We start from the raw sequence: 17,502 nt of genomic DNA on the forward strand, positions 1-17,502 counted from the left end.
CAGGTGGTGGTCCCGCGCGCGACGGAACCGACGCCGCAGGCATGGTGAGCGTCCCGGCCCGCGGGTGCGGGCCGGGACGATGCGGCTAGAGCGTCGAACGCAGGTTGCGCAGGCGCGTGAGCGCGTGGTCCTTGCCCAGGATCTCCATCGACTCGAACAGCGGCGGCGACACCATGCGACCGGTCACGGCGACGCGCAGCGGGCCGAACGCGAAGCGGGGCTTGATCCCCATCTCCTCGACCAGCTTCTCCTTGAGCGCCTCCTGCTGCGCCTCGGGCGAGAAGTCCTCGAGCCCCTCGAGCACCTCGATGGACGCGTCGAGGATCTCGGCGGCGTTCTCGGGAAGCTTCGCGCGCGCCGCGTCCTCGACCACCACCGCGGCATCGTCGATGAAGAGGAAGCCGAGCATCCCAGGCGCCTCGCCCAGCAGGGTCATGCGGGTCTGGACCAGGGGGATCGCCTCGGCGAGGATCTGCTCCTCGTTCGGCGACAGCCCCGAGACCTCGGGCGACGAGATGCAGCCGGCCGCGTGGAGGTACGGCAGCACGCGCACCGCGAACTCCCCGGTGGGCAGCATGCGCATGTGCTCGGCGTTGATCGCCTCGGCCTTCTTGAGGTCGAAGCGGGCCGGGTTGGGGTTGACGTCCGCGATGTCGAACGCCTCGACCATCTCCTTGACCGTGAACACGTCGCGGTCGGGGCCGATGCTCCAGCCCAGCAGCGCGAGGTAGTTGAGCAGGCCCTCGGGCAGGAAGCCGCGGTCGCGGTGGTGGAAGAGGTTCGACTCGGGGTCGCGCTTGGACAGCTTCTTGGTGCCCTCGCCGAGCACCATCGGCATGTGCGCGTACGCCGGCACCGCATCCGCGATGCCGAGGTCCACCATGGCGCGCCACAGCACGATCTGCCGCGGCGTCGAGGACAGCAGGTCCTCGCCGCGCAGCACGTGCGTGATCTTCATGAGCGCGTCGTCGACCGGGTTGACCAGCGTGTAGAGCGGGATGCCGTTCGCGCGCACGATGACGTAGTCCGGCACGGTGCCCGCCGGGAAGGTCACCGTGCCGCGGATGAGGTCCTCGACCACGATGTCCTCGTCGGGCATGCGCATGCGCAGCACGGGCTCGCGGCCCTCGGCCCGGTAGGCGGCCTTCTGCTCCTCGGTGAGGTCACGGTCGAACCCGTCGTAGCCGAGCTGCGGCGAGCGGCCCGCGGCCTTGTGACGCTCCTCGATCTCGGCGGGGGTCGAGAAGGACTCGTAGGCGTAGCCGCCCTCGACCAGCTTCTCCACCACCTGCGCGTGCAGGTCGTGGCGCTCGGACTGGCGGTACGGGCCGTAGGGGCCGGGCTTGTCCGGGCCCTCGTCGTAGTCGATGCCCATCCAGCTCATCGCGTCGAGGAGCATCTCGTAGCTCTCCTGCGAGTCGCGCTCGGCATCGGTGTCCTCGATGCGGAAGACCATGTCGCCGCCGGTGTGGCGGGCGTAGGCCCAGTTGAACAGCGCCGTGCGGACCATGCCCACATGGGGCAGCCCGGTGGGCGACGGGGAGAAGCGGACGCGGACCTTGCTCATGAGTACTTCCTTGGAACGGGACGATGCTGGGGCGGGGGCGTCGAACGGACGACGGGTGGGGGGCGCGGGCGAGCCGGGGCTCAGCCGCGCCGGATGACGGGGTTGCGCAGGACGCCGAGGTCCTCGACCTCGACCTCGACCACGTCGCCGTGGTGGAGGGTGGTCACGCCCGCGGGGGTGCCGGTGAGGATCACGTCGCCGGGCAGCAGCGTGGTGACCTCGGACACGAGCGACACCACGGTCGCGACGTCCGTGATCATGTCGGCCGAGTGGCCCTCCTGCACGGTCTCGCCGTTGATGCGGCCGTACACGTGGACGTCGTCGTGCGCGAGCTCGGTCTCGATCCACGGGCCGAGCGGCAGCGACGTGTCGAAGGCCTTGCCGCGGAACCACTGCTTCTCCTGGCGCTGCACGTCGCGCGCCGTCACGTCGTTGGCGCATGTGAAGCCGTAGATGTACTGCTCGGCGTTCTCGGGGCTCACGTCCTTGCACACGCGCGAGATCACTATCGCGAGCTCGGCCTCGAGCTGGACGTCCTCCGCGTAGTGCGGCAGCACGATCGGGTCGTCGGGACCCACCACCGCCGTGTTGGGCTTGAGGAACAGCAGCGGGAGGTCGTCGACCTCGTTGCCCAGCTCCTTCGCGTGGTCCGCATAGTTGCGGCCCAGGCACACGATCTTCGAGCGCGGGATGACGGGGGCGAGCAGGCGGACGTCGTCGGTGAGCTTGATCCGCTCGCCGGTGACGGAGCCGGGGGTGTACATCGGGTCGCCGGTGAGGACCACGAGCTCCTCGTTGCCCGCCTCCCCGTCGACGATCGCGTACTGGGGCTCTGATCCGGTGGTGAAACGGGCGATACGCATGGGCTCCAGCGTAGTCGTTCACGGATGTCGCGCCTGCGGGGGTGCCGGCCCCGCCCTTGCCTACGATGGGCCGCATGGGACAGGCCGTGGGGCGCATCGTCGGGCTCGACGTCGCGCGCGGCATCGCCGTGCTCGGCATGGTGGCGGCGCATGTGGGCGACGACGGCACGCGCGGCGCCGACACCGACGGCTGGGCGTGGCTGGTGATCGCGCATGGACGGCCCTCCGCGCTGTTCGCGGTGCTCGCCGGCGTGACGATGTCCCTCATGCTCGCCGGCGCCGGCGGCACGGCCGATGCACGGGCCGTCCGGCGCACCCGCGCCCGGATCGCGGCACGCGCCGGCGTCCTCGTGGCGCTCGGCCTGCTGGTGTCGCAGATGAGCACCGGCGTCGACATCGTCCTGGTGAACCTGGGCCTCATCATGCTCATGGCCGTCCCGCTGCTGCGTGCACCCTCGTGGGTGCTGCTCGCCGGGGCCGCGACGGCCTTCGCGGTGGGACGGGTGCTGGTCGCCGCGGTCCAACCCGAAGGCTGGTGGTACGACGCCCCGGTGGTGGGCCGCCTGTGGAGCTACCACTACCCCGCCCTGTCGTGGATCGGCTACGCGTTGCTGGGGCTCGCGGTGGGGCGCCTGGCGCTGCGCGAGGCCCGGGTGCAGGCGCTGCTCATCGGTGCCGGCGCGGCCGGCGTCGGCGCGGCCGTCGCGATCCGCATCGTCGTGGGCGACGGTCCGGTGACGGGCCTCGGCGCGCACACCTACACGCCGCTCGAGATGACCGCCAACTCCGCGATCGCGCTCGCCGTGATCGGAGGGGCCTGCTGGCTCGCGCCGCGCATGCGGGCCGTGCTCAGCCCGGTCGAGGCGCTCGGCTCGATGGCGCTCTCCGGCTACGTGCTGCACCTGCTCATCATCGCGGCCGTCGGCAGCGAGATGGTCTACGAGCCCTCGAACGTCGCGCTCATCGTCCTCGAGGCCGTGCTGCTCGCGGCGGCGTGGGCCTGGCGACGCTGGCAGGGCCAGGGTCCGCTCGAGCGCGGGCTCACGCGCGTCTCGAACGCCGCAGGCGACGCCGCCACCCGCGACCTCCCTGCGCAGGCAGGATCACGGTGAGCGTCCTCGACTGGCTCATGGCGGGAGACCCGGCCATCCGCTGGCAGACGATGCGCGACCTCCTGGGTGCGGATCCCGAGGAGGTCGCGGCCGAGCGCGCGCGGGTGGCGTACGAGGGTTGGGGAGCACGCCTCCTCGCGCTGCAGGAGACCGACGGCTCATGGGCCGGTGGAGCGTGGTTCCCCGCCGGCGATCGCGATCCCGACGACGGTCAGCCGTGGACCTCGACCGCGCATGTCCTGGTGCTCCTCACGCTCCTCGGCGCGGACCCCGACGCCCACGCTCTCCGCGAGGCGGCCGAGCGTGCCTTCGCCGCGGTCAGGTGGGAGGACAACGACGCCGCGTTCCTCGACGGCGAGGACGAGGCCTGCACGCTCGCCACGACCATCCTGGTCGGCGCCTACTTCGGGCATGACATGTCGGGCGCGTCCGCACGTCTGGTCGCCGACCATCGCGCGGACGGCGGCTGGAACTGCGATCCGCCGTCGCTGTCGACGCGCTCGAGCTTCCATTCGACCCTCCTCGCGCTCGAGGCCCTGGAGGCGCAGCATCGTGCCCACGGCCTCGACCCCGCCGCGCTCGAGGCGGTGGACGACGCCCGCGAGTACCTGCTGGTGCGGTCGCTCATGCGCGGGCGCCGCTCCGGCACCGTCGTCGACGCCGCCTACCAGCGCTTCTCCTTCCCCCCGTACTGGCACTACGACGTGCTGCGCGCGCTCGACCATCTGCGCACCGCGGACGCCCCTCGCGACCCGCGGCTCGCGGACGCGATCGCGCTGGTGCGGTCGCGCCAGTCGGCGGCCGGCCAGTGGCCGCTCGAGAACACGCATCGCGGCGCGGTGCCGTTCGTGATGGAGGACGGCGATGGGCGCCCGAGCCGGTGGAACACGCTGCGCGCGATGCGCGTGCTGCGGTGGTGGGAGGAGCAGGCGTGATCCGTCAGGACGCCGACGTGCCGCCCGGATGCACGTCCCTGACCTCGTAGACCGCTCCCGCGGGCACGCGCTCCCGGAGCGCGTCGACCGCCTTGGCGCCGCCGCGCCACCGGCCGGGCTCGATCACGAATCCGGCACCCGTCGCCCCCGTGAGGTCCCAGTGCCCGCAGTCGATGCACACCCCGGCGAGCGCGATCGAGTCCCAGCGCAGCTCGATGATGCCGAGCTCCGGCGCGAGCATGAGGATGCGCTCCGGATCGAGGACCAGCTGCATGCCGCGCATGCCCGAGAACCAGCGGGGCGAGAGGATCTCGACGCTGTCCGGCATGAACGCCTTCGCTCGCGCCACCGTGGTCATCGCCTCGTAGTGGCCCTCGGGCTCGCGCGCCCACGGCAGCCCTAGCCGCTCCGAGAGCTGCTCGGGCGTGATCTCGTCGTCGATCTCGCCGAGCGACACCAGCAGGGTCTCGACCGCGCCGGCGATCACCTCGCGCACCCGGTCGAGCGGGACGGCGGTCATGTCGACGGCGTCGATCGCGAACGGCTCGACGCCGTGACGCAGGAGGTTCATGGCTGCGTCGTCGAGGTGGGCGCTCTGCGCGCCGCTGTGCGCGGTGATGTTCGCGTCCTCCTCGAGGATCGCGGCCATGAGCTCGGCCGAGGGGCCCTCGACCGCGAGCGCGCGCAGGATCTCCACGGCGGCGTCGGCGGTGGTGAGGATGTCCTCGCGACGCGGATCGAGCACGACCACGGCCCAGCGTGCCGTCGCATCGGTCCGCGCCACGAACGCGTCGACGCTGTACACGAGGTGCCGGTCGGTGCGCAGCCGGTCGAGCAGCGCACGCTGGATCGCGGCCCCCGCCACGTAGACCGCGCCCCGCTCGGAGGCGTCGAGGGTGAAGGAGAGCGCGAGCGGCGCGGCGCCTCCGCCGAGCCACCCCTGGCGCCGATGCTCGAGCGGCTGGATCGCGAGGCGCTCAGGCAAGGGGCGCGCGGGCGGCAGCTCGACGTCGAGCCCGTCCGGGACGGGTCCCGTGAACGTCAGCACCGCGTTGCCGGCGTGCAGCCACGTGGCCGCCCACTCGAGCGCCTGCGCGCGGTCGAGGGAGCGATGCGCCGGCATCCCCAGGTCGAGCAGACCCAGGGTCGAGGCGCCGAAGCGGTCGAGGAGCGGGCCGGTGCCCGTCATCTCGTCGCCCTCGCCGAGCTCCGCGGCGATGATGCGACGCTGCTCCGCGACCACCTCGTCGTCGATGGCGTCGAGATCCCTGATGGCGGCCGCGACACGCGCGAGGAAGTCCGCCACGGCCGCCTCGGCACCCTCCGCGTAGAACGTGACGCGGTCCTCCTCGGTCGAGGCGTTGTGCGTCACGCCCACGCGTCCGACCCTGCTCATCACGAGGTGCTCGACCAGGTGCGTGACGCCTGCCGTGCGGGGCGCCTCATCGCGGCGCCCGACCGCGAAGGCGAGCGTGCCGGTGAACGTGGAGCGGATGTCCGACCACAGCACCGGGACTCCCCGATGGTCGGTCGTCTGCAGCGTCGGGATGGCCATGCGCCCATCATGGCGGCCGTGGCCGCGCCTTCCGGTCAGCCCGACGCCGACCTCCGGACGTGTCGTGCCGTGCGACCCGCCGCGCGCGGTCGCGCCGATCCGGCCGGCGATGCGAGACCGTGGGAGCCGACCACCATCCGAACGCCCCAGGGGGAACCGTGTCACGACCGACAGATGGCGCGCGCCTGGCCGTCCTCATCGATGCCGACAACGCGCGCGCTCAGCACCTCGAGCGCCTGCTCGCGGAGATCGCGAAGTACGGCACCGCGGGGGTCCGCCGTGCGTACGGCGACTGGACCTCCTCCCAGCTGGGCTCGTGGAAGAAGGAGCTGCTCGAGCACTCGGTGCAGCCCATCCAGCAGTTCAGCTACACGTCCGGCAAGAACGCCACGGACAGCGCTCTCATCATCGACGCGATGGATCTGCTGCACGCGGGCAACCTCGACGGCTTCTGCCTCGTGTCGAGCGACAGCGACTTCACCCGGCTCGCGGCACGGATCCGCGAGCAGGGGCTCACGGTGTACGGCTTCGGCGAGCGGAAGACGCCGAAGCCCTTCGTCGCCGCCTGCGACACCTTCATCTACGTCGAGAACCTCGAGCCGCCGGCCGCGCCCGCCGCCGCATCGTCGAAGCCCGCCCTCAAGCGTGACGACACCCTGGACCGCCTGCTGGCCGAGGCCGTCGACGCGGCCGCCGGGGATGACGGCTGGGCGAACCTGGGCGCCGTGGGCAGCAACCTCTCGCGCCTCGCCTCGGACTTCGACTCGCGCACGTGGGGCTACAGCAAGCTCAAGGACCTGGTGCAGGCCCACCCGTCCTACCAGGTCCAGTCCCGCCCCGGCGGCGACGGGAAGAGCTCCAGCACCTACGCGAAGCTGCGCCAGCCGGGCAAGCGCGGATCCGCGCGACAATAGGGGCCATGGCCGTCCTCAGTTCCCCCGTGCTCCCGCACGCGTCGGCCTCGGCGCTGCCACGAGCACGGTGGGAGGCGCTGGCGACCGCGCATGCCGCGTCAGCCGACGCCCTCACCGCGGGCCACCGCGCTCGCAAGGGCCGGGGCGAGCGGCACGCCGTCGAGGACTTCCTGTTCGAGTACTACGCGACCCGCCCCTCGCACCTGCGCCGCTGGCATCCGGGCCCCGGCGTCGCTCTCGAGGACGCGCCCGAGCACGCGGGCTGGCGCTTCTACCGCACCGACGGCACTCGCACGGAGCTGGACGCGGCGGCCTTCATGGAGGCACGCGGCACCGCGGTCGACCTCATCGAGCGCCTCCTGCGAGCCACCGCGGCCCGGCCCGCGCGACTCGGCTGCTTCGGCCTCCACGAGTGGGCGATGGCCTACCGCGCGGGCGAGGGCATCCGGCACCCCCTGCCCCTGCGCCTGGGTCAGGACGGGACCGATGAGGTGGTCGAGTCCCACCCCATCGCGTGCAGCCACTTCGATGCGTTCAGGTTCTTCACCCCGGCGGCGGTGCCGCTCAACCGGATGCAGCCCACGCGCGAGACGCAGGTCGACCTGGAGCAGCCCGGGTGCCTCCACGCGACCATGGACCTGTACAAGTGGGCGGCCAAGCTCGCGCCCGCCATCCCGTCGAGCCTCCAGCTCGAGGCCTTCGCGCTCGCCCTCGAGGTTCGCCAGGTCGACATGCAGGCCTCGCCGTACGACGTGTCCTCGTACGGGCTGCCTGCCATCGCGGTCGAGACCGCCGAGGGCAAGCGGGAGTACGTCGAGCGTCAGCGGGACTTCTCGGAACGCGGCGCGGCGCTCCGCGAGCGCATCGTCGACGCCATCGCGCGGCTGCGTGCCGCGGCGGACGCCTGACGTCCACCGCGGCACGGTCGACCCCGGTCCGGCCACGGGGGGTGCAGCCGGGCCGGGGCCTGCCTCGCTGCGCGCCCTCATCGATCGCGGGGCCCTCCGCACTGGACCACTCCTGAGCGCTCAGGAGCGCGCTACCGCTTCACCGCGGCCGGCCTCGAGCTCCTCATCGAGCATGATCAGCACGCCTGGCGACCCGAGGACGGGGACTTCCGCGTCTCGCACCTGCAGACCGGCGAGTTCGCCGGACCGCTCGGCACCGCGGTCGGCCAGCACCGCATCGGACGCGACCTTCGCGTGGTGACGGAGCGGACGATGCGGCGGCTCTGGGCCCCGCCGCGCGCCGGGGCGGTCGAGGTGGTCGCGTCCGCGAACGCGGATCCCACGTGCATGCTCGGGATCTGGCTGGTGGGCCACGAGTCCACGGGCCCGGAGGACTCGGGCGAGATCTGCATCGCGGAGGTCTTCGGCGACCGGGTGTCCCCCTCATCGTCCACCGTGCGCATGGGGATCAAGGCGCATCATGATCCTCGCCTGATCACGGACCTGCGCGACGTGGAGGCCGCCGTCGACGCCACCGAGCCGCACACCTACGGCGCGGCCTGGGACGCGGAGGGGACCGAGATCACGCTCGACGGCGCGACCGTCTACCGGACGGACCAGGTGCTCGGCTACCCGCTCCAGCTCATGCTCGATCTGTGGGAGCTCCCGCACGGCCGACGCGAGGCGGCCGCCTATCCGAAGGTCGCCACGCTCCACGAGGTGCGTCTGCGCACCGACGACTGATCAGCGCGAGGCCGCGGCGCCCTTGTTCGCGAGCTCGTCCGCCTTCTCGTTACCAGGGTCGCCGGCGTGGCCCTTGACCCACACCCACGTGATCTCGTGCCGGCCCAGCTGCTCGTCGAGCGCCTGCCACAGCTCCACGTTCTTCACGGGCTTCTTGTCCGAGGTCTTCCAGCCGTTGCGCTTCCAGCCCTTCATCCAGGACTGGGCGCCGTTCTTCACGTACTGCGAGTCGACGTGGAGCGTGACCTTGCACGGACGGTTGAGCGCCTTGAGACCCTCGATGACGGCGGTGAGCTCCATGCGGTTGTTGGTGGTGACCTTCTCACCGCCGAAGAGCTCGCGCTCGTGGCCGCCGGCCTTCATCCACACGCCCCAACCCCCGAGACCGGGGTTGCCCTTGCACGCGCCATCGGTCCACATGTGCACTTCGGTCAGGGTGTCGTTCACCCGGACACGGTACCCGGGCGGCGGCCTCACGGACGCCAGCCACCGCATCGTCCACAATGGACCCATGTCCCGCAAGCACGCCGCCGGAGGCTCGACGCCCGCCGTCCATGCCTTGCTCGAGGCGGGCGTGGCGCACACGCTCCACGCGTACGAGCACGATCCCGCGACCGACCTCAGCTACGGCCTCGAGGCCGCCGCCGCGCTCGGCGTCGACGCGGACCAGGTCTTCAAGACCCTCTGCGCGTACGTCGACGGGCGGCTGTCCGTGGGCATCGTGCCGGTGAGCGGGATGCTCGACCTCAAGGCGCTCGCGCACGCGCTCGGAGGCAAGAAGGCGGAGATGGCCCCGCCCGCAGAGGCCGAGCGCGCCACGGGCTACGTCGTGGGCGGCATCTCGCCCATCGGCCAGCGCAAGGCGCTTCCCACCGCGGTCGACGAGACCGTCGAGCTGTGGGACACCGTGTACGTCTCAGGTGGGCGACGCGGGCTCGACATCGCGCTCGCACCTGCCGACCTCATCGCCGTGACGCATGCCGTCGCGGCCCCGATCGCGAAGGACTCCTGATGGACCTCTCCCCCGCCCCCGACGGTTGGGACCACGCCGCCGCCCTCGAGGAGGTCAAGGCGCGCGTCCACATCGCCGAGGCCACGTGGGGCCGCGCAGGATCCGGCGTCCGCGTCCTGGTCGCCACCAAGACGTGGGACGCCGATGCCGCGACGGCCGTGGTGCGGGCGGGCGGCACCCTGGTGGGCGAGTCGCGCATGCAGGACCTCGAGGCCAAGGGCGACGCCCTGCGCGCCGCCGGCGCCCGTGTGCATGTCATCGGTCAGCTGCAGCGCAACAAGGCCGCCGTCGCGGTCCGGTACGCCGACTGCGTCCAGACCGTCGACCACGCGCGCCTCGCCGAGCGTCTCTCACGGCTGTGCGTCGAGGCCGAGCGGGAGCTCGAGGTGATGATCCAGGTCAACGTGTCGGGCGAGGAGTCGAAGGCCGGCGTCCATCCTGACGAGGCCCTCGCGATCGCCTCCGCGGTGCAGGCGCTCCCCGCGCTCACGGTGACAGGCTTCATGACCATCGGGCTGAACTCCCCGGACGAGGCCGCGGTGCGCGAGGGTTATGCGCGCCTGCGCGAGATCCGCGACCAGGCGCTCATCCGCTCGGAGCGCGGCAGCATGGGTCTGGGCACGGCGTGGGAGCTGTCCATGGGGATGTCCCAGGACCTCGAGTGGGCGATCGCTGAAGGCGCGACCATGGTGCGCGTCGGGACCGCGGTGATGGGCCCGCGCGGCACCCTGTAGGCCCTCCCGGCTCGCGCCACGGCGCGAGCGATGTGAGACTGGCGGGAGCAGCAGGCACCGTGCCGCCGAGGGGGATGGCGCAGAGAGGAGCCCCCATGCCCCGCTACCACCTGGCGATGTACTACGAGCAGGAGTCCGGCGAGTTCCCCGACGACCTCCCCCAGATCATCGCCGAGATGGAGCGGTTCGAGGAGGAGCTCCGCGAACGGGGCATCCTGGTGACGTCCGCCGGGTTCTCTCCGTCGACGGAGGCTCGCGTGGTGGTCTCCGGCCCCGACGGCGGCGAGACCTCGGAGGGCACGTACCTCCCGGGTCCGGTGCAGTCGGGCGGCTTCTGGCTCATCGACGCGCCGAACATGGGCGACGCGATCGTGTGGGCCGAACGCTTCAGCCGCGTGCTCCGGCTGCCCGTCGAGGTGCGCGAGGTCCGCCTCTGAGCGCTGCGCGACCGATGCGCGGAAAAGTTAGGCAAGGTTTCACTCCCTGGCGACGATGCCAGGAGGTTCCTACCCTTGACGGGTGACCGCGACGCCCCACCACACCGCATCGTTCCCCGACGAGGAAGCCGTCTCCGGACGGCTCAACGCGCTGCGCGCGGGGGTGCTCGGCGCCAACGACGGCATCGTCTCGATCGCCGCCCTGCTGGTCGGCGTCGTGGCCGCGACGAACGACGCCACGGTCATCCTCACCACCGCTCTCGCCGGCATCGCCGCGGGCGCGCTGTCGATGGGCGTGGGCGAGTACGTCTCCGTGTCCAGCCAGCGGGACGCCGAGAAGGCGCAGCTCGAGCGCGAGAAGGCGTGGCACGACCACCGCCCCGAGTGGGAGCTCGACCAGCTCACGCGCCTGCACATGGAGACGGGCATGTCGGAGGCGACCGCACGCGCGGCCGCCATCGAGCAGACCGCGCACGATCCCCTCGCGGCGCATGCCCGCGCCCACCTCGGGATCGACCCGGAGGAGCTCGTCAACCCGTGGCACGCCGCGTTCGCGTCGCTGTTCGCCTTCACGCTCGGCGGCATCTTCCCGCTGCTCACGGCGGTGCTCTCCCCTGACGCGCTCAAGGTGCCGCTGACCTTCGCCGTGGTGATCGTCGCGCTTGCCGTGTCCGGCACGGTCTCGGCGCGCCTGGGTCACGCGCCGCGCCTCCGGGCGATCGTGCGGAACGTGGTCGGCGGCTCGCTCGCGATGGCGATCACCTACGGGATCGGCACGTTCGCGGGGACCGCGCTGTAACGTCCGCGCCCCTCGCGCCGGTACCGCTCAGCGTCCGCCGCCCTCCTAGGGCACCAGCTTGAGCCACTCCTCGGTCGCGAACTTCGACTCGACCCGCTGCTCGGCGAGCGCGATCTCCGCCTCGGTCACCTCGCCCGGCTGCGTCGCATAGCGTCCGCGGAAGTGGCCCAGGAACGAGTCGATGACGTCGCCTCGCTCCATGCCCGTCTGGCTGCGCAGCGGGTCGACGCGCTTGTTGGCGCTCTTGGTGCCCTTGTCGGAGAGCTTCTCGCGACCGATCCGCAGCACCTCGAGCATCGCATCGGCGTCGATGTCGTACGCCATCGTCACATGGTGGAGCACCGCGCCGGAGGCGTAGCGCTTCTGCGCGGCCCCCGCGATCTTGCCGGCAGGCGAGGCGATGTCGTTGATCGGCACGTACGTGGCCTCGATCCCGAGCTCACGCAGCGCGCCCAGGACCCAGTCGTCGAGGAACGCATAGGACTGCTCGAAGCTCAGGCCCTCGACCAGCGACGTCGGCACGTGCAGCGAGTAGGTGATGGTGTTGCCCGGCTGGACGAACATCGCTCCGCCGCCCGAGACGCGACGCACCACGGTCATGCCGTGCTTGGCGGCGCCCTCGTCGTCGATCTCGTTGCGCCACGACTGGAACGAGCCGATGATCACGGCGTTCGAGCCCCACTCCCAGACCCGCAGCGTGGGCCCGCGACGCCCGGCGGCCACCTCCTCGGAGAGGACCTCGTCGAGCGACATTTGCATGTAGGGATCGCGCGGGACGTCGTGGATGACATCGAACGTGTGGTCGTGCCAGCTGGTGGCGTGCCCGAGCGCGCGTCGCACCGCGATGCCCACGGCCTCCGGCGTGAAGCCGATGAACGTCGCGTCGCCGGCGGCACGCTGCACCGCGGCGGCGAGCTGCGCGACGGTCGCGGTGGCTCCGATGCCGTGGAGCGCTCGCGTGATGTCGAGGATCGCCTCCGCGGGCTCGAGGAAGAAGTCCCCCGAGATCACCACGCTCTCGATGACCTCGCCCGCGGCGTCGACCTCGACGTCCGCGACCACGAGCTTGCCGCCAGGAACCTTGTACTCACCGTGCATGGCGTCCATTCTCCCCCGCAGCGGAGGGGTGGAAGGACGATGCGGCTCACGGGTTCGGAGCGACACCCGCCTTGAGCAGCCCGTAGAACAGCGAGTCGGTGAGCGCCTCCCAGGCCGCCTCGACCATGTTCGGGCCCACGCCCACGGTCCGCCATTGCACGCCCGTCTCGGTGTCGACGGTGGTGATGAGCACCCGGGTCACCGCGTCGGTGCCGTGGGCGGCATCCATGATGCGCACCTTGAAGTCCGTCAGGTCGAAGCGCCCGATCTCGGGGTACGCGCCCGTGAGCGCGGTGCGCAGCGCGTGGTCGAGCGCGTTGACCGGGCCGTTGCCCTCGCCCACCGTGACGAAGCGCTGCCCGCCACCCGCGCGCAGCTTGATGACCGCCTCGGCATCCGCGTCGCGCGGGTTGCCCGGCGCGGACGAGACGCGCACGCGCCACGTCTCCGTCTCCCAGTACTTGGGCGCATCGCCCAGCTCCCACCGCAGCAGCAGCTCGAACGACGCATCGGCGGCGTCGAACGTGTATCCCTGCGCCTCGGCGTGCTTCACGCGATCCGTCACACGGCTCAGCACCTCGGGCCGGTCCGCGAGGTCGAAGCCCAGCTCCTTGCCCTTGAGCTCGATCGACGCGCGGCCGGCCATCTCCGACACCAGCATGCGCATGTCGTTGCCCACGTACTCGGGCTGAGTGTGCTGGTAGAGGTCCGGGTCCACCTTGATCGCGGACGCGTGCAGGCCCGCCTTGTGAGCGAAGGCCGAGGCTCCCACATAGGGCTGGCGCGCGAACGGGGCGATGTTGGTGATCTCCGAGATCGCATGCGCGATCCGCGTGGACTCGCGCAGCCCGTCGCCCTTGAGCGCGATCATGCCGCGCTTGATCTCGAGGTTCGCCGCCACCGCCACCAGGTCCGCGTTGCCCGTCCGCTCGCCGTAGCCGTTGACGCATCCCTGCACGTGGGTCACCCCCGCGGCCACGGCCGCCATCGAGTTCGCGACGGCGCAGCCGGAGTCGTTGTGCGCGTGCATCCCCAGCTGAGCCGACGTCCGGGCGCGGACCTCGGTCACGATGCGCGTCACGTCGTCGGGCAGCATGCCGCCGTTGGTGTCGCACAGGACCAGCGACGACGCGCCGCCGGCCTCACCCGCGAGGAGCGCCTTGAGCGAGTACTCGGGGTCGAAGCGATAGCCGTCGAAGAAGTGCTCGGCGTCGAGCACCACCCGCCGCCCCTCACCCACGAGGAACGCGACCGTCTCCTCGATCATCGCCAGGTTCTCCTCGCCTGAGACCCGCAGCGCGCGCTCCGCATGTCGGATGTCGGACTTCGCGACGAGCGTGATGATCGGCGCCTCGGAGTCGAGCAGCGCCCGCACCTGGGGGTCGGACGCCGCCGACGTCCCCGCGCGGCGCGTCATGCCGAACGCCGCGAACTGCGCGTTCGTGAACGACAGCTCCTTGGCGACCAGCCCGAAGAACTCGGTGTCCTTGGGCACCGCGCCCGGCCACCCGCCCTCGATCACTCCGACACCCATCTCGTCGAGCAGCGGGGCGATCGCCATCTTGTCCGCGACGGACAGGTTCATGCCCTCCTGCTGCGCGCCGTCGCGCAGCGTCGTGTCGTAGATCTCGACCGTGAGATCCGTCATCGTCGTCAGCTCCTCAAGTTCGGCGTGGCCCGTCTCCCAACAAAAAAGCCTCCCAGGGGTGCGGGAGGCTGCGCGTCGGGGTTCGGCCCGACGCGCTACAGAATGATGATCGCGGTACGCATCGCTCGCCATTGTGGCACACAACGGGGACGATGCGGCCGACAGGCCCCCGGGCGTCGCCTCCTCACCGGAGAAGCACGCAGGGGCGATGCGACGCGCGTGCGTCGCATCGCCCCTGCGGCGGTCCGGTAGCGGGGTCGGACTGGACGTCGCCTCCCGGCGAGATCCGTCCCCTCCCCCATGCGGCTCAGGCGATGATGAAGGGCCTGATGCCTCCCGTGTCGAGGGTGTGGCGCGCACGCCAGTCCCTCGGGTCGTGCAGCCGCTCGCGCTCGTGCAGGCCGCGCATCTGGCGACGGTGCTCGACGCGGGATCGGTGTCGAGCCTCGGTCGCCGCGTCGCGGCGGCGAAGCAGGCGGTCGGCGAGGCTACGGCGCGGGGTGTCGTCGCCGATGCCCAGCTCGTAGCCGCGGATGGTGGTGGCGGTCATCTCAAGTCCCTCCTCGGACTCTCGATACGGAAGATGGAGGCGCGCCTACAGGAGGCGCGCGAAGGTCGGCAGCGCGAACGAGTCGCCGATCACCTGCTGGACGCGCTCTGCCGTGGGCAGCACGGACGAGCGATGACGGCGCATGGCGCGACGACGGCGGGCCGCCGCGAAGCGGTCCGCGACCTCGCGAAGCGAGTCGCGCACGCCGTGGTGAAGATCGGTGACATGGGCGGTGCCGTGTGCAGCGGGTGCAACGGACATGATGTTCCTCCCCTAGGAATGGACGATGAGGTCTCAGGCGATGAGGCGGAAGGCGCCCCGACCCGTGGACTCGGCCTCGAGCCGGGCGTGAAGGTCGGCGATCCGCTCCATGAGTGCGGAACGGGCGACCGACCATGCGCGCAGACGCGCGATCTCGGTGCCGCTCCAGTCGACGAGCGCAGCGGCGGCCCCGGGCGCGAAGCCCCTGACCGCATCGGCGAGCTTCTCGAGCTCCGCCTTGTGCGCGGACGTCCCCTCCTCGGCGAGCCTGGGGCCGAGGTCTACGGTGATGGTGATGGACATGACACCCTCCTTTCGCTGGTTCGTGCGGTGTCGATGTCAGGATGCGCGCGGGCCGTGTGAAGGGTCGTGTGACGCAGGTCACATATCGGAAATACCCCAGAAATAGGGGCACGACCAGGCGTCTCGACGGCTCACGGCAGCCCGCACGGTCGCGCGAGCCGAACGATGCGCGCGCAGGTCAGGCGGGCACGCGGACGCCGCCGCGCAGCTGCTCGAGGACCACCTCGGCACGCTGGAGCAGCAGGGGCATGTCGCCCCGGGCTGCGATCTGCAGGGCGAGCTCGGCGTGGGCGACCGCCCGCTCCGCATCCCCGTGCGCGAGTGCGACCTCGGCATCGGTCACCTGGACCTCCGCCTCGAGCCACTTGTACGAGTCGTTGATGCGGCGGCACGCGGTGCCCGCGTGGTCGAGCCACGGCATGGCCGCGTCGGTGTCGCCTTCCGCCACGTACGTCAGCCCCATGACCTTCGCGGTGACGCCCTCCCAGCAGGGGTCCTCGAGCTGACGCGCGAGCGCGTACGACGACTCGATGTCCGCCCGGACCGCAGCCGGGGCCTCGCCCTTCGCCAGCCTCACGTGCGCGTGCCAGGCCTCGGGCCACGGGCGGATCGCCGTCCAGCGCTCGCTCTGCGCCTGACGTTGCGCCTCCTTGGCCCACCGCTCCGCGGCGGCGAGCCAGCCCGACAGGTACGCGGCGCGCGCGGCATGCGCCATGGCCCAGATGCCGCGCTTGACGCTCCCCGTCTCGCGGCACAGGTCGATCGCCTCGTCGAAGCGTTCGAGCGACCCGTCGAGCCTTCCCCAGTCGGACAGGTGCACGGCGTCGTAGGCCGCGACGGCGGCGCGTACGCGTGGATACGGCGCGGCGGTCTCCCACGCGAGAGCCAGTCCTTCGACCGCGCACTCGCGGCGCGCGGCAAGCACATCGACGTAGGCGAGCTCGGCGAGCGCCTTCGCGGCGATCTCCTGTTCCCCCGCCTCGGACGCGGCCTCACGCGACGCGTCGAGCACGATCGCACCCTCGTCGTCGTACCCGCGTGCGGCGTGCACCAGCGCGCTGCCGAGCTCGAACAGGCACGTCGCGGTGAGCCGCCCGTCTCCCGCGCCCTCGGCAGCCGCCACGGCACCGCGAAGCGTGGCGATGCCGCTGCCGGCTGCACCCGCACCCACGGCCGCCAGCCCCGCCGTCAGCAGCGACTCCGCTGTCGCCACGGAGGACACGCCCGCGGTGTTGGGCGTCACCGGGGGGCGAGCGGCCGCGCTCAGCGCGGGGCTGGGCGGCACACCCAGCTCGCGCATGAATGCGGCCTCCGTGGACGCCACGTGGCGGTGTGCGGAGATGCGGTCGCCCGCGCCGATGAACGCCTTGACGAGGAGGACGTGGGGCCCCTCCTCGAGCGGGGCGGTGTCGACCATGGCCGATGCCAAGGCAAGGGCGCGTGGATGGTCGTGGGTCGACATCGCCCGCAGCACCTCCTTACGGAGCGCACCGATGACGTCACCCGCCACCCGCTGGCGCTCGACCAGCAGCCACGTGTCGAAGGCCGGCGACGCCTGCACCTCGATCCCCTCGAGGAACAGCCCGCGCGGCGCCGGATCGGTCAGCCGGCCCCCGCCCACCACCTCGGTGTCGATCTGCGTGCCGGCGTCGAAGCCTGGGACCACGGGATTGCCCAGGAGCGCCTCGGGCATCCCCAGTCGACGACGCAGCTCGGCAAGCGACCACCGAAGCGCACCCATGGGGTCGTCGGCCTCGGAGAAGAGCTCGGAGACCAGCTGCTGGCGCGATAAAGGATCCTGCGACCGCACGATGCGTGCGAGCAGGGCCCAGCACTTCGCTCCGCGAGGACCTGGCAGGGTCAACCCGTCCCGCAGGAGCCGGGGCTGACCGATCAGGCGGATCGCGAGCATCGCCCACCGCGTTCAGACACGCGAACTAGGTTACGTCCGATTCGTCCCGTTCGGAAGGCCGCTCGACGCGTGGCCGGCACCGCCACGATGACCGGAACTGCCCCGGGAATG

Annotated in this window: 19 protein-coding genes; 9 read left to right on the forward strand and 10 right to left on the reverse strand. The window is 71.7% G+C overall.

What is annotated here, in order from left to right:
- Window positions 1-85 precede the first annotated feature (85 nt).
- Window positions 86-1,567, reverse strand: coding sequence for a glutamate--tRNA ligase (gene gltX, locus AOM00_RS08635; RefSeq protein ID WP_062517408.1), 1,482 nt, complete (start codon window positions 1,565-1,567; stop codon window positions 86-88).
- An 80-nt stretch (window positions 1,568-1,647) separates the two neighbouring features.
- A complete protein-coding gene (locus AOM00_RS08640; protein WP_062517409.1) occupies window positions 1,648-2,430 on the reverse strand; it encodes a fumarylacetoacetate hydrolase family protein in 783 nt (260 codons plus the stop codon).
- Between the two features lie 74 nt (window positions 2,431-2,504).
- Between AOM00_RS08640 and AOM00_RS08645 the strand changes: the two genes are divergently transcribed.
- On the forward strand, window positions 2,505-3,542 hold the full coding sequence (locus AOM00_RS08645; protein ID WP_062517410.1) for a heparan-alpha-glucosaminide N-acetyltransferase domain-containing protein: 1,038 nt from the start codon (window positions 2,505-2,507) through the stop codon (window positions 3,540-3,542).
- Window positions 3,539-4,477 (forward strand): prenyltransferase/squalene oxidase repeat-containing protein, encoded by a 939-nt coding sequence (locus tag AOM00_RS08650; protein WP_062517411.1) that lies wholly within the window; start codon window positions 3,539-3,541, stop codon window positions 4,475-4,477. The genes AOM00_RS08645 and AOM00_RS08650 overlap by 4 nt, the downstream gene beginning before the upstream one ends.
- 4 nt (window positions 4,478-4,481) lie before the next feature.
- Here the strand turns inward: AOM00_RS08650 and AOM00_RS08655 are convergent, their stop codons facing one another.
- Window positions 4,482-6,032, reverse strand: a complete 1,551-nt coding sequence (locus tag AOM00_RS08655) for an insulinase family protein (RefSeq protein ID WP_062517412.1) — start codon at window positions 6,030-6,032, stop codon at window positions 4,482-4,484.
- Between the two features lie 158 nt (window positions 6,033-6,190).
- Between AOM00_RS08655 and AOM00_RS08660 the strand changes: the two genes are divergently transcribed.
- From AOM00_RS08660 to AOM00_RS08670, 3 genes are all read left to right on the forward strand, one after another.
- A complete protein-coding gene (locus AOM00_RS08660; protein WP_062517413.1) occupies window positions 6,191-6,946 on the forward strand; it encodes an NYN domain-containing protein in 756 nt (251 codons plus the stop codon).
- Between the two features lie 5 nt (window positions 6,947-6,951).
- Window positions 6,952-7,854 carry a hypothetical protein gene (locus AOM00_RS08665; protein WP_062517414.1) on the forward strand — a complete coding sequence of 301 codons (903 nt, stop codon included), beginning with the start codon at window positions 6,952-6,954 and terminating at the stop codon, window positions 7,852-7,854.
- A 312-nt stretch (window positions 7,855-8,166) separates the two neighbouring features.
- Complete coding sequence (locus AOM00_RS08670) at window positions 8,167-8,637, forward strand: LamG domain-containing protein (protein WP_062517415.1); 471 nt, start codon at window positions 8,167-8,169, stop codon at window positions 8,635-8,637.
- On the opposite strand, the gene rnhA is transcribed toward AOM00_RS08670, so the two are convergent.
- The gene (gene rnhA / locus AOM00_RS08675; protein ID WP_439644922.1) at window positions 8,638-9,084 is read right to left on the reverse strand and encodes a ribonuclease HI; all 447 of its coding nucleotides are present in this window, start codon (window positions 9,082-9,084) and stop codon (window positions 8,638-8,640) included. It lies immediately after the preceding gene.
- 64 nt (window positions 9,085-9,148) lie between these two features.
- Here rnhA and ybaK point away from each other — a divergent pair, with 64 nt between their 5' ends.
- The 4 genes from ybaK (at window position 9,149) to AOM00_RS08695 (ending at window position 11,619) form a co-directional block, all read left to right on the forward strand.
- Window positions 9,149-9,649: a Cys-tRNA(Pro) deacylase gene (gene ybaK / locus AOM00_RS08680; protein ID WP_062517416.1), complete on the forward strand. Its 501-nt coding sequence runs from the start codon at window positions 9,149-9,151 to the stop codon at window positions 9,647-9,649.
- Complete coding sequence (locus AOM00_RS08685) at window positions 9,649-10,383, forward strand: YggS family pyridoxal phosphate-dependent enzyme (RefSeq protein WP_062517417.1); 735 nt, start codon at window positions 9,649-9,651, stop codon at window positions 10,381-10,383. The genes ybaK and AOM00_RS08685 overlap by 1 nt, the downstream gene beginning before the upstream one ends.
- A gap of 95 nt (window positions 10,384-10,478) precedes the next feature.
- Window positions 10,479-10,820: a YciI family protein gene (locus tag AOM00_RS08690; RefSeq protein ID WP_062517418.1), complete on the forward strand. Its 342-nt coding sequence runs from the start codon at window positions 10,479-10,481 to the stop codon at window positions 10,818-10,820.
- 82 nt (window positions 10,821-10,902) lie between these two features.
- Window positions 10,903-11,619 carry a VIT1/CCC1 transporter family protein gene (locus AOM00_RS08695; protein WP_062517419.1) on the forward strand — a complete coding sequence of 239 codons (717 nt, stop codon included), beginning with the start codon at window positions 10,903-10,905 and terminating at the stop codon, window positions 11,617-11,619.
- A 45-nt stretch (window positions 11,620-11,664) separates the two neighbouring features.
- Here the strand turns inward: AOM00_RS08695 and lplAB are convergent, their stop codons facing one another.
- The 6 genes from lplAB to AOM00_RS08725 all read right to left on the reverse strand — a co-directional run bounded on the left by lplAB (window position 11,665) and on the right by AOM00_RS08725 (window position 17,391).
- The gene (gene lplAB, locus AOM00_RS08700) at window positions 11,665-12,717 is read right to left on the reverse strand and encodes a lipoate-protein ligase LplAB (protein ID WP_062517438.1); all 1,053 of its coding nucleotides are present in this window, start codon (window positions 12,715-12,717) and stop codon (window positions 11,665-11,667) included.
- A gap of 46 nt (window positions 12,718-12,763) precedes the next feature.
- Window positions 12,764-14,365, reverse strand: coding sequence for a citramalate synthase (cimA, locus tag AOM00_RS08705; RefSeq protein WP_062517420.1), 1,602 nt, complete (start codon window positions 14,363-14,365; stop codon window positions 12,764-12,766).
- A gap of 307 nt (window positions 14,366-14,672) precedes the next feature.
- Complete coding sequence (locus tag AOM00_RS08710; protein WP_062517421.1) at window positions 14,673-14,915, reverse strand: hypothetical protein; 243 nt, start codon at window positions 14,913-14,915, stop codon at window positions 14,673-14,675.
- A 45-nt stretch (window positions 14,916-14,960) separates the two neighbouring features.
- Window positions 14,961-15,176, reverse strand: a complete 216-nt coding sequence (locus AOM00_RS08715) for a hypothetical protein (protein ID WP_062517422.1) — start codon at window positions 15,174-15,176, stop codon at window positions 14,961-14,963.
- Window positions 15,177-15,209: 33 nt separating this feature from the next.
- Window positions 15,210-15,479, reverse strand: a complete 270-nt coding sequence (locus tag AOM00_RS08720; RefSeq protein WP_062517423.1) for a hypothetical protein — start codon at window positions 15,477-15,479, stop codon at window positions 15,210-15,212.
- Window positions 15,480-15,657: 178 nt separating this feature from the next.
- Complete coding sequence (locus tag AOM00_RS08725; RefSeq protein ID WP_062517424.1) at window positions 15,658-17,391, reverse strand: AfsR/SARP family transcriptional regulator; 1,734 nt, start codon at window positions 17,389-17,391, stop codon at window positions 15,658-15,660.
- Window positions 17,392-17,502 lie beyond the last annotated feature (111 nt).

The organism is Demequina gelatinilytica (genome assembly GCF_000971115.1).
Lineage (GTDB): Bacteria > Actinomycetota > Actinomycetes > Actinomycetales > Demequinaceae > Demequina > Demequina gelatinilytica.

What these genes read in the sequence shown, in the direction of transcription:
- gltX (WP_062517408.1), bottom strand. Translation starts at nt 1,567, where the DNA reads ATGAGCAAGGTCCGCGTCCGCTTCTCCCCGTCGCCCACCGGGCTGCCC.
- AOM00_RS08640 (WP_062517409.1), bottom strand. Translation starts at nt 2,430, where the DNA reads ATGCGTATCGCCCGTTTCACCACCGGATCAGAGCCCCAGTACGCGATC.
- AOM00_RS08645 (WP_062517410.1), top strand. Translation starts at nt 2,505, where the DNA reads ATGGGACAGGCCGTGGGGCGCATCGTCGGGCTCGACGTCGCGCGCGGC.
- AOM00_RS08655 (WP_062517412.1), bottom strand. Translation starts at nt 6,032, where the DNA reads ATGGCCATCCCGACGCTGCAGACGACCGACCATCGGGGAGTCCCGGTG.
- AOM00_RS08665 (WP_062517414.1), top strand. Translation starts at nt 6,952, where the DNA reads ATGGCCGTCCTCAGTTCCCCCGTGCTCCCGCACGCGTCGGCCTCGGCG.
- AOM00_RS08670 (WP_062517415.1), top strand. Translation starts at nt 8,167, where the DNA reads ATGCGGCGGCTCTGGGCCCCGCCGCGCGCCGGGGCGGTCGAGGTGGTC.
- ybaK (WP_062517416.1), top strand. Translation starts at nt 9,149, where the DNA reads ATGTCCCGCAAGCACGCCGCCGGAGGCTCGACGCCCGCCGTCCATGCC.
- AOM00_RS08685 (WP_062517417.1), top strand. Translation starts at nt 9,649, where the DNA reads ATGGACCTCTCCCCCGCCCCCGACGGTTGGGACCACGCCGCCGCCCTC.
- AOM00_RS08690 (WP_062517418.1), top strand. Translation starts at nt 10,479, where the DNA reads ATGCCCCGCTACCACCTGGCGATGTACTACGAGCAGGAGTCCGGCGAG.
- lplAB (WP_062517438.1), bottom strand. Translation starts at nt 12,717, where the DNA reads ATGCACGGTGAGTACAAGGTTCCTGGCGGCAAGCTCGTGGTCGCGGAC.
- cimA (WP_062517420.1), bottom strand. Translation starts at nt 14,365, where the DNA reads ATGACGGATCTCACGGTCGAGATCTACGACACGACGCTGCGCGACGGC.
- AOM00_RS08710 (WP_062517421.1), bottom strand. Translation starts at nt 14,915, where the DNA reads ATGACCGCCACCACCATCCGCGGCTACGAGCTGGGCATCGGCGACGAC.
- AOM00_RS08715 (WP_062517422.1), bottom strand. Translation starts at nt 15,176, where the DNA reads ATGTCCGTTGCACCCGCTGCACACGGCACCGCCCATGTCACCGATCTT.
- AOM00_RS08720 (WP_062517423.1), bottom strand. Translation starts at nt 15,479, where the DNA reads ATGTCCATCACCATCACCGTAGACCTCGGCCCCAGGCTCGCCGAGGAG.
- AOM00_RS08725 (WP_062517424.1), bottom strand. Translation starts at nt 17,391, where the DNA reads ATGCTCGCGATCCGCCTGATCGGTCAGCCCCGGCTCCTGCGGGACGGG.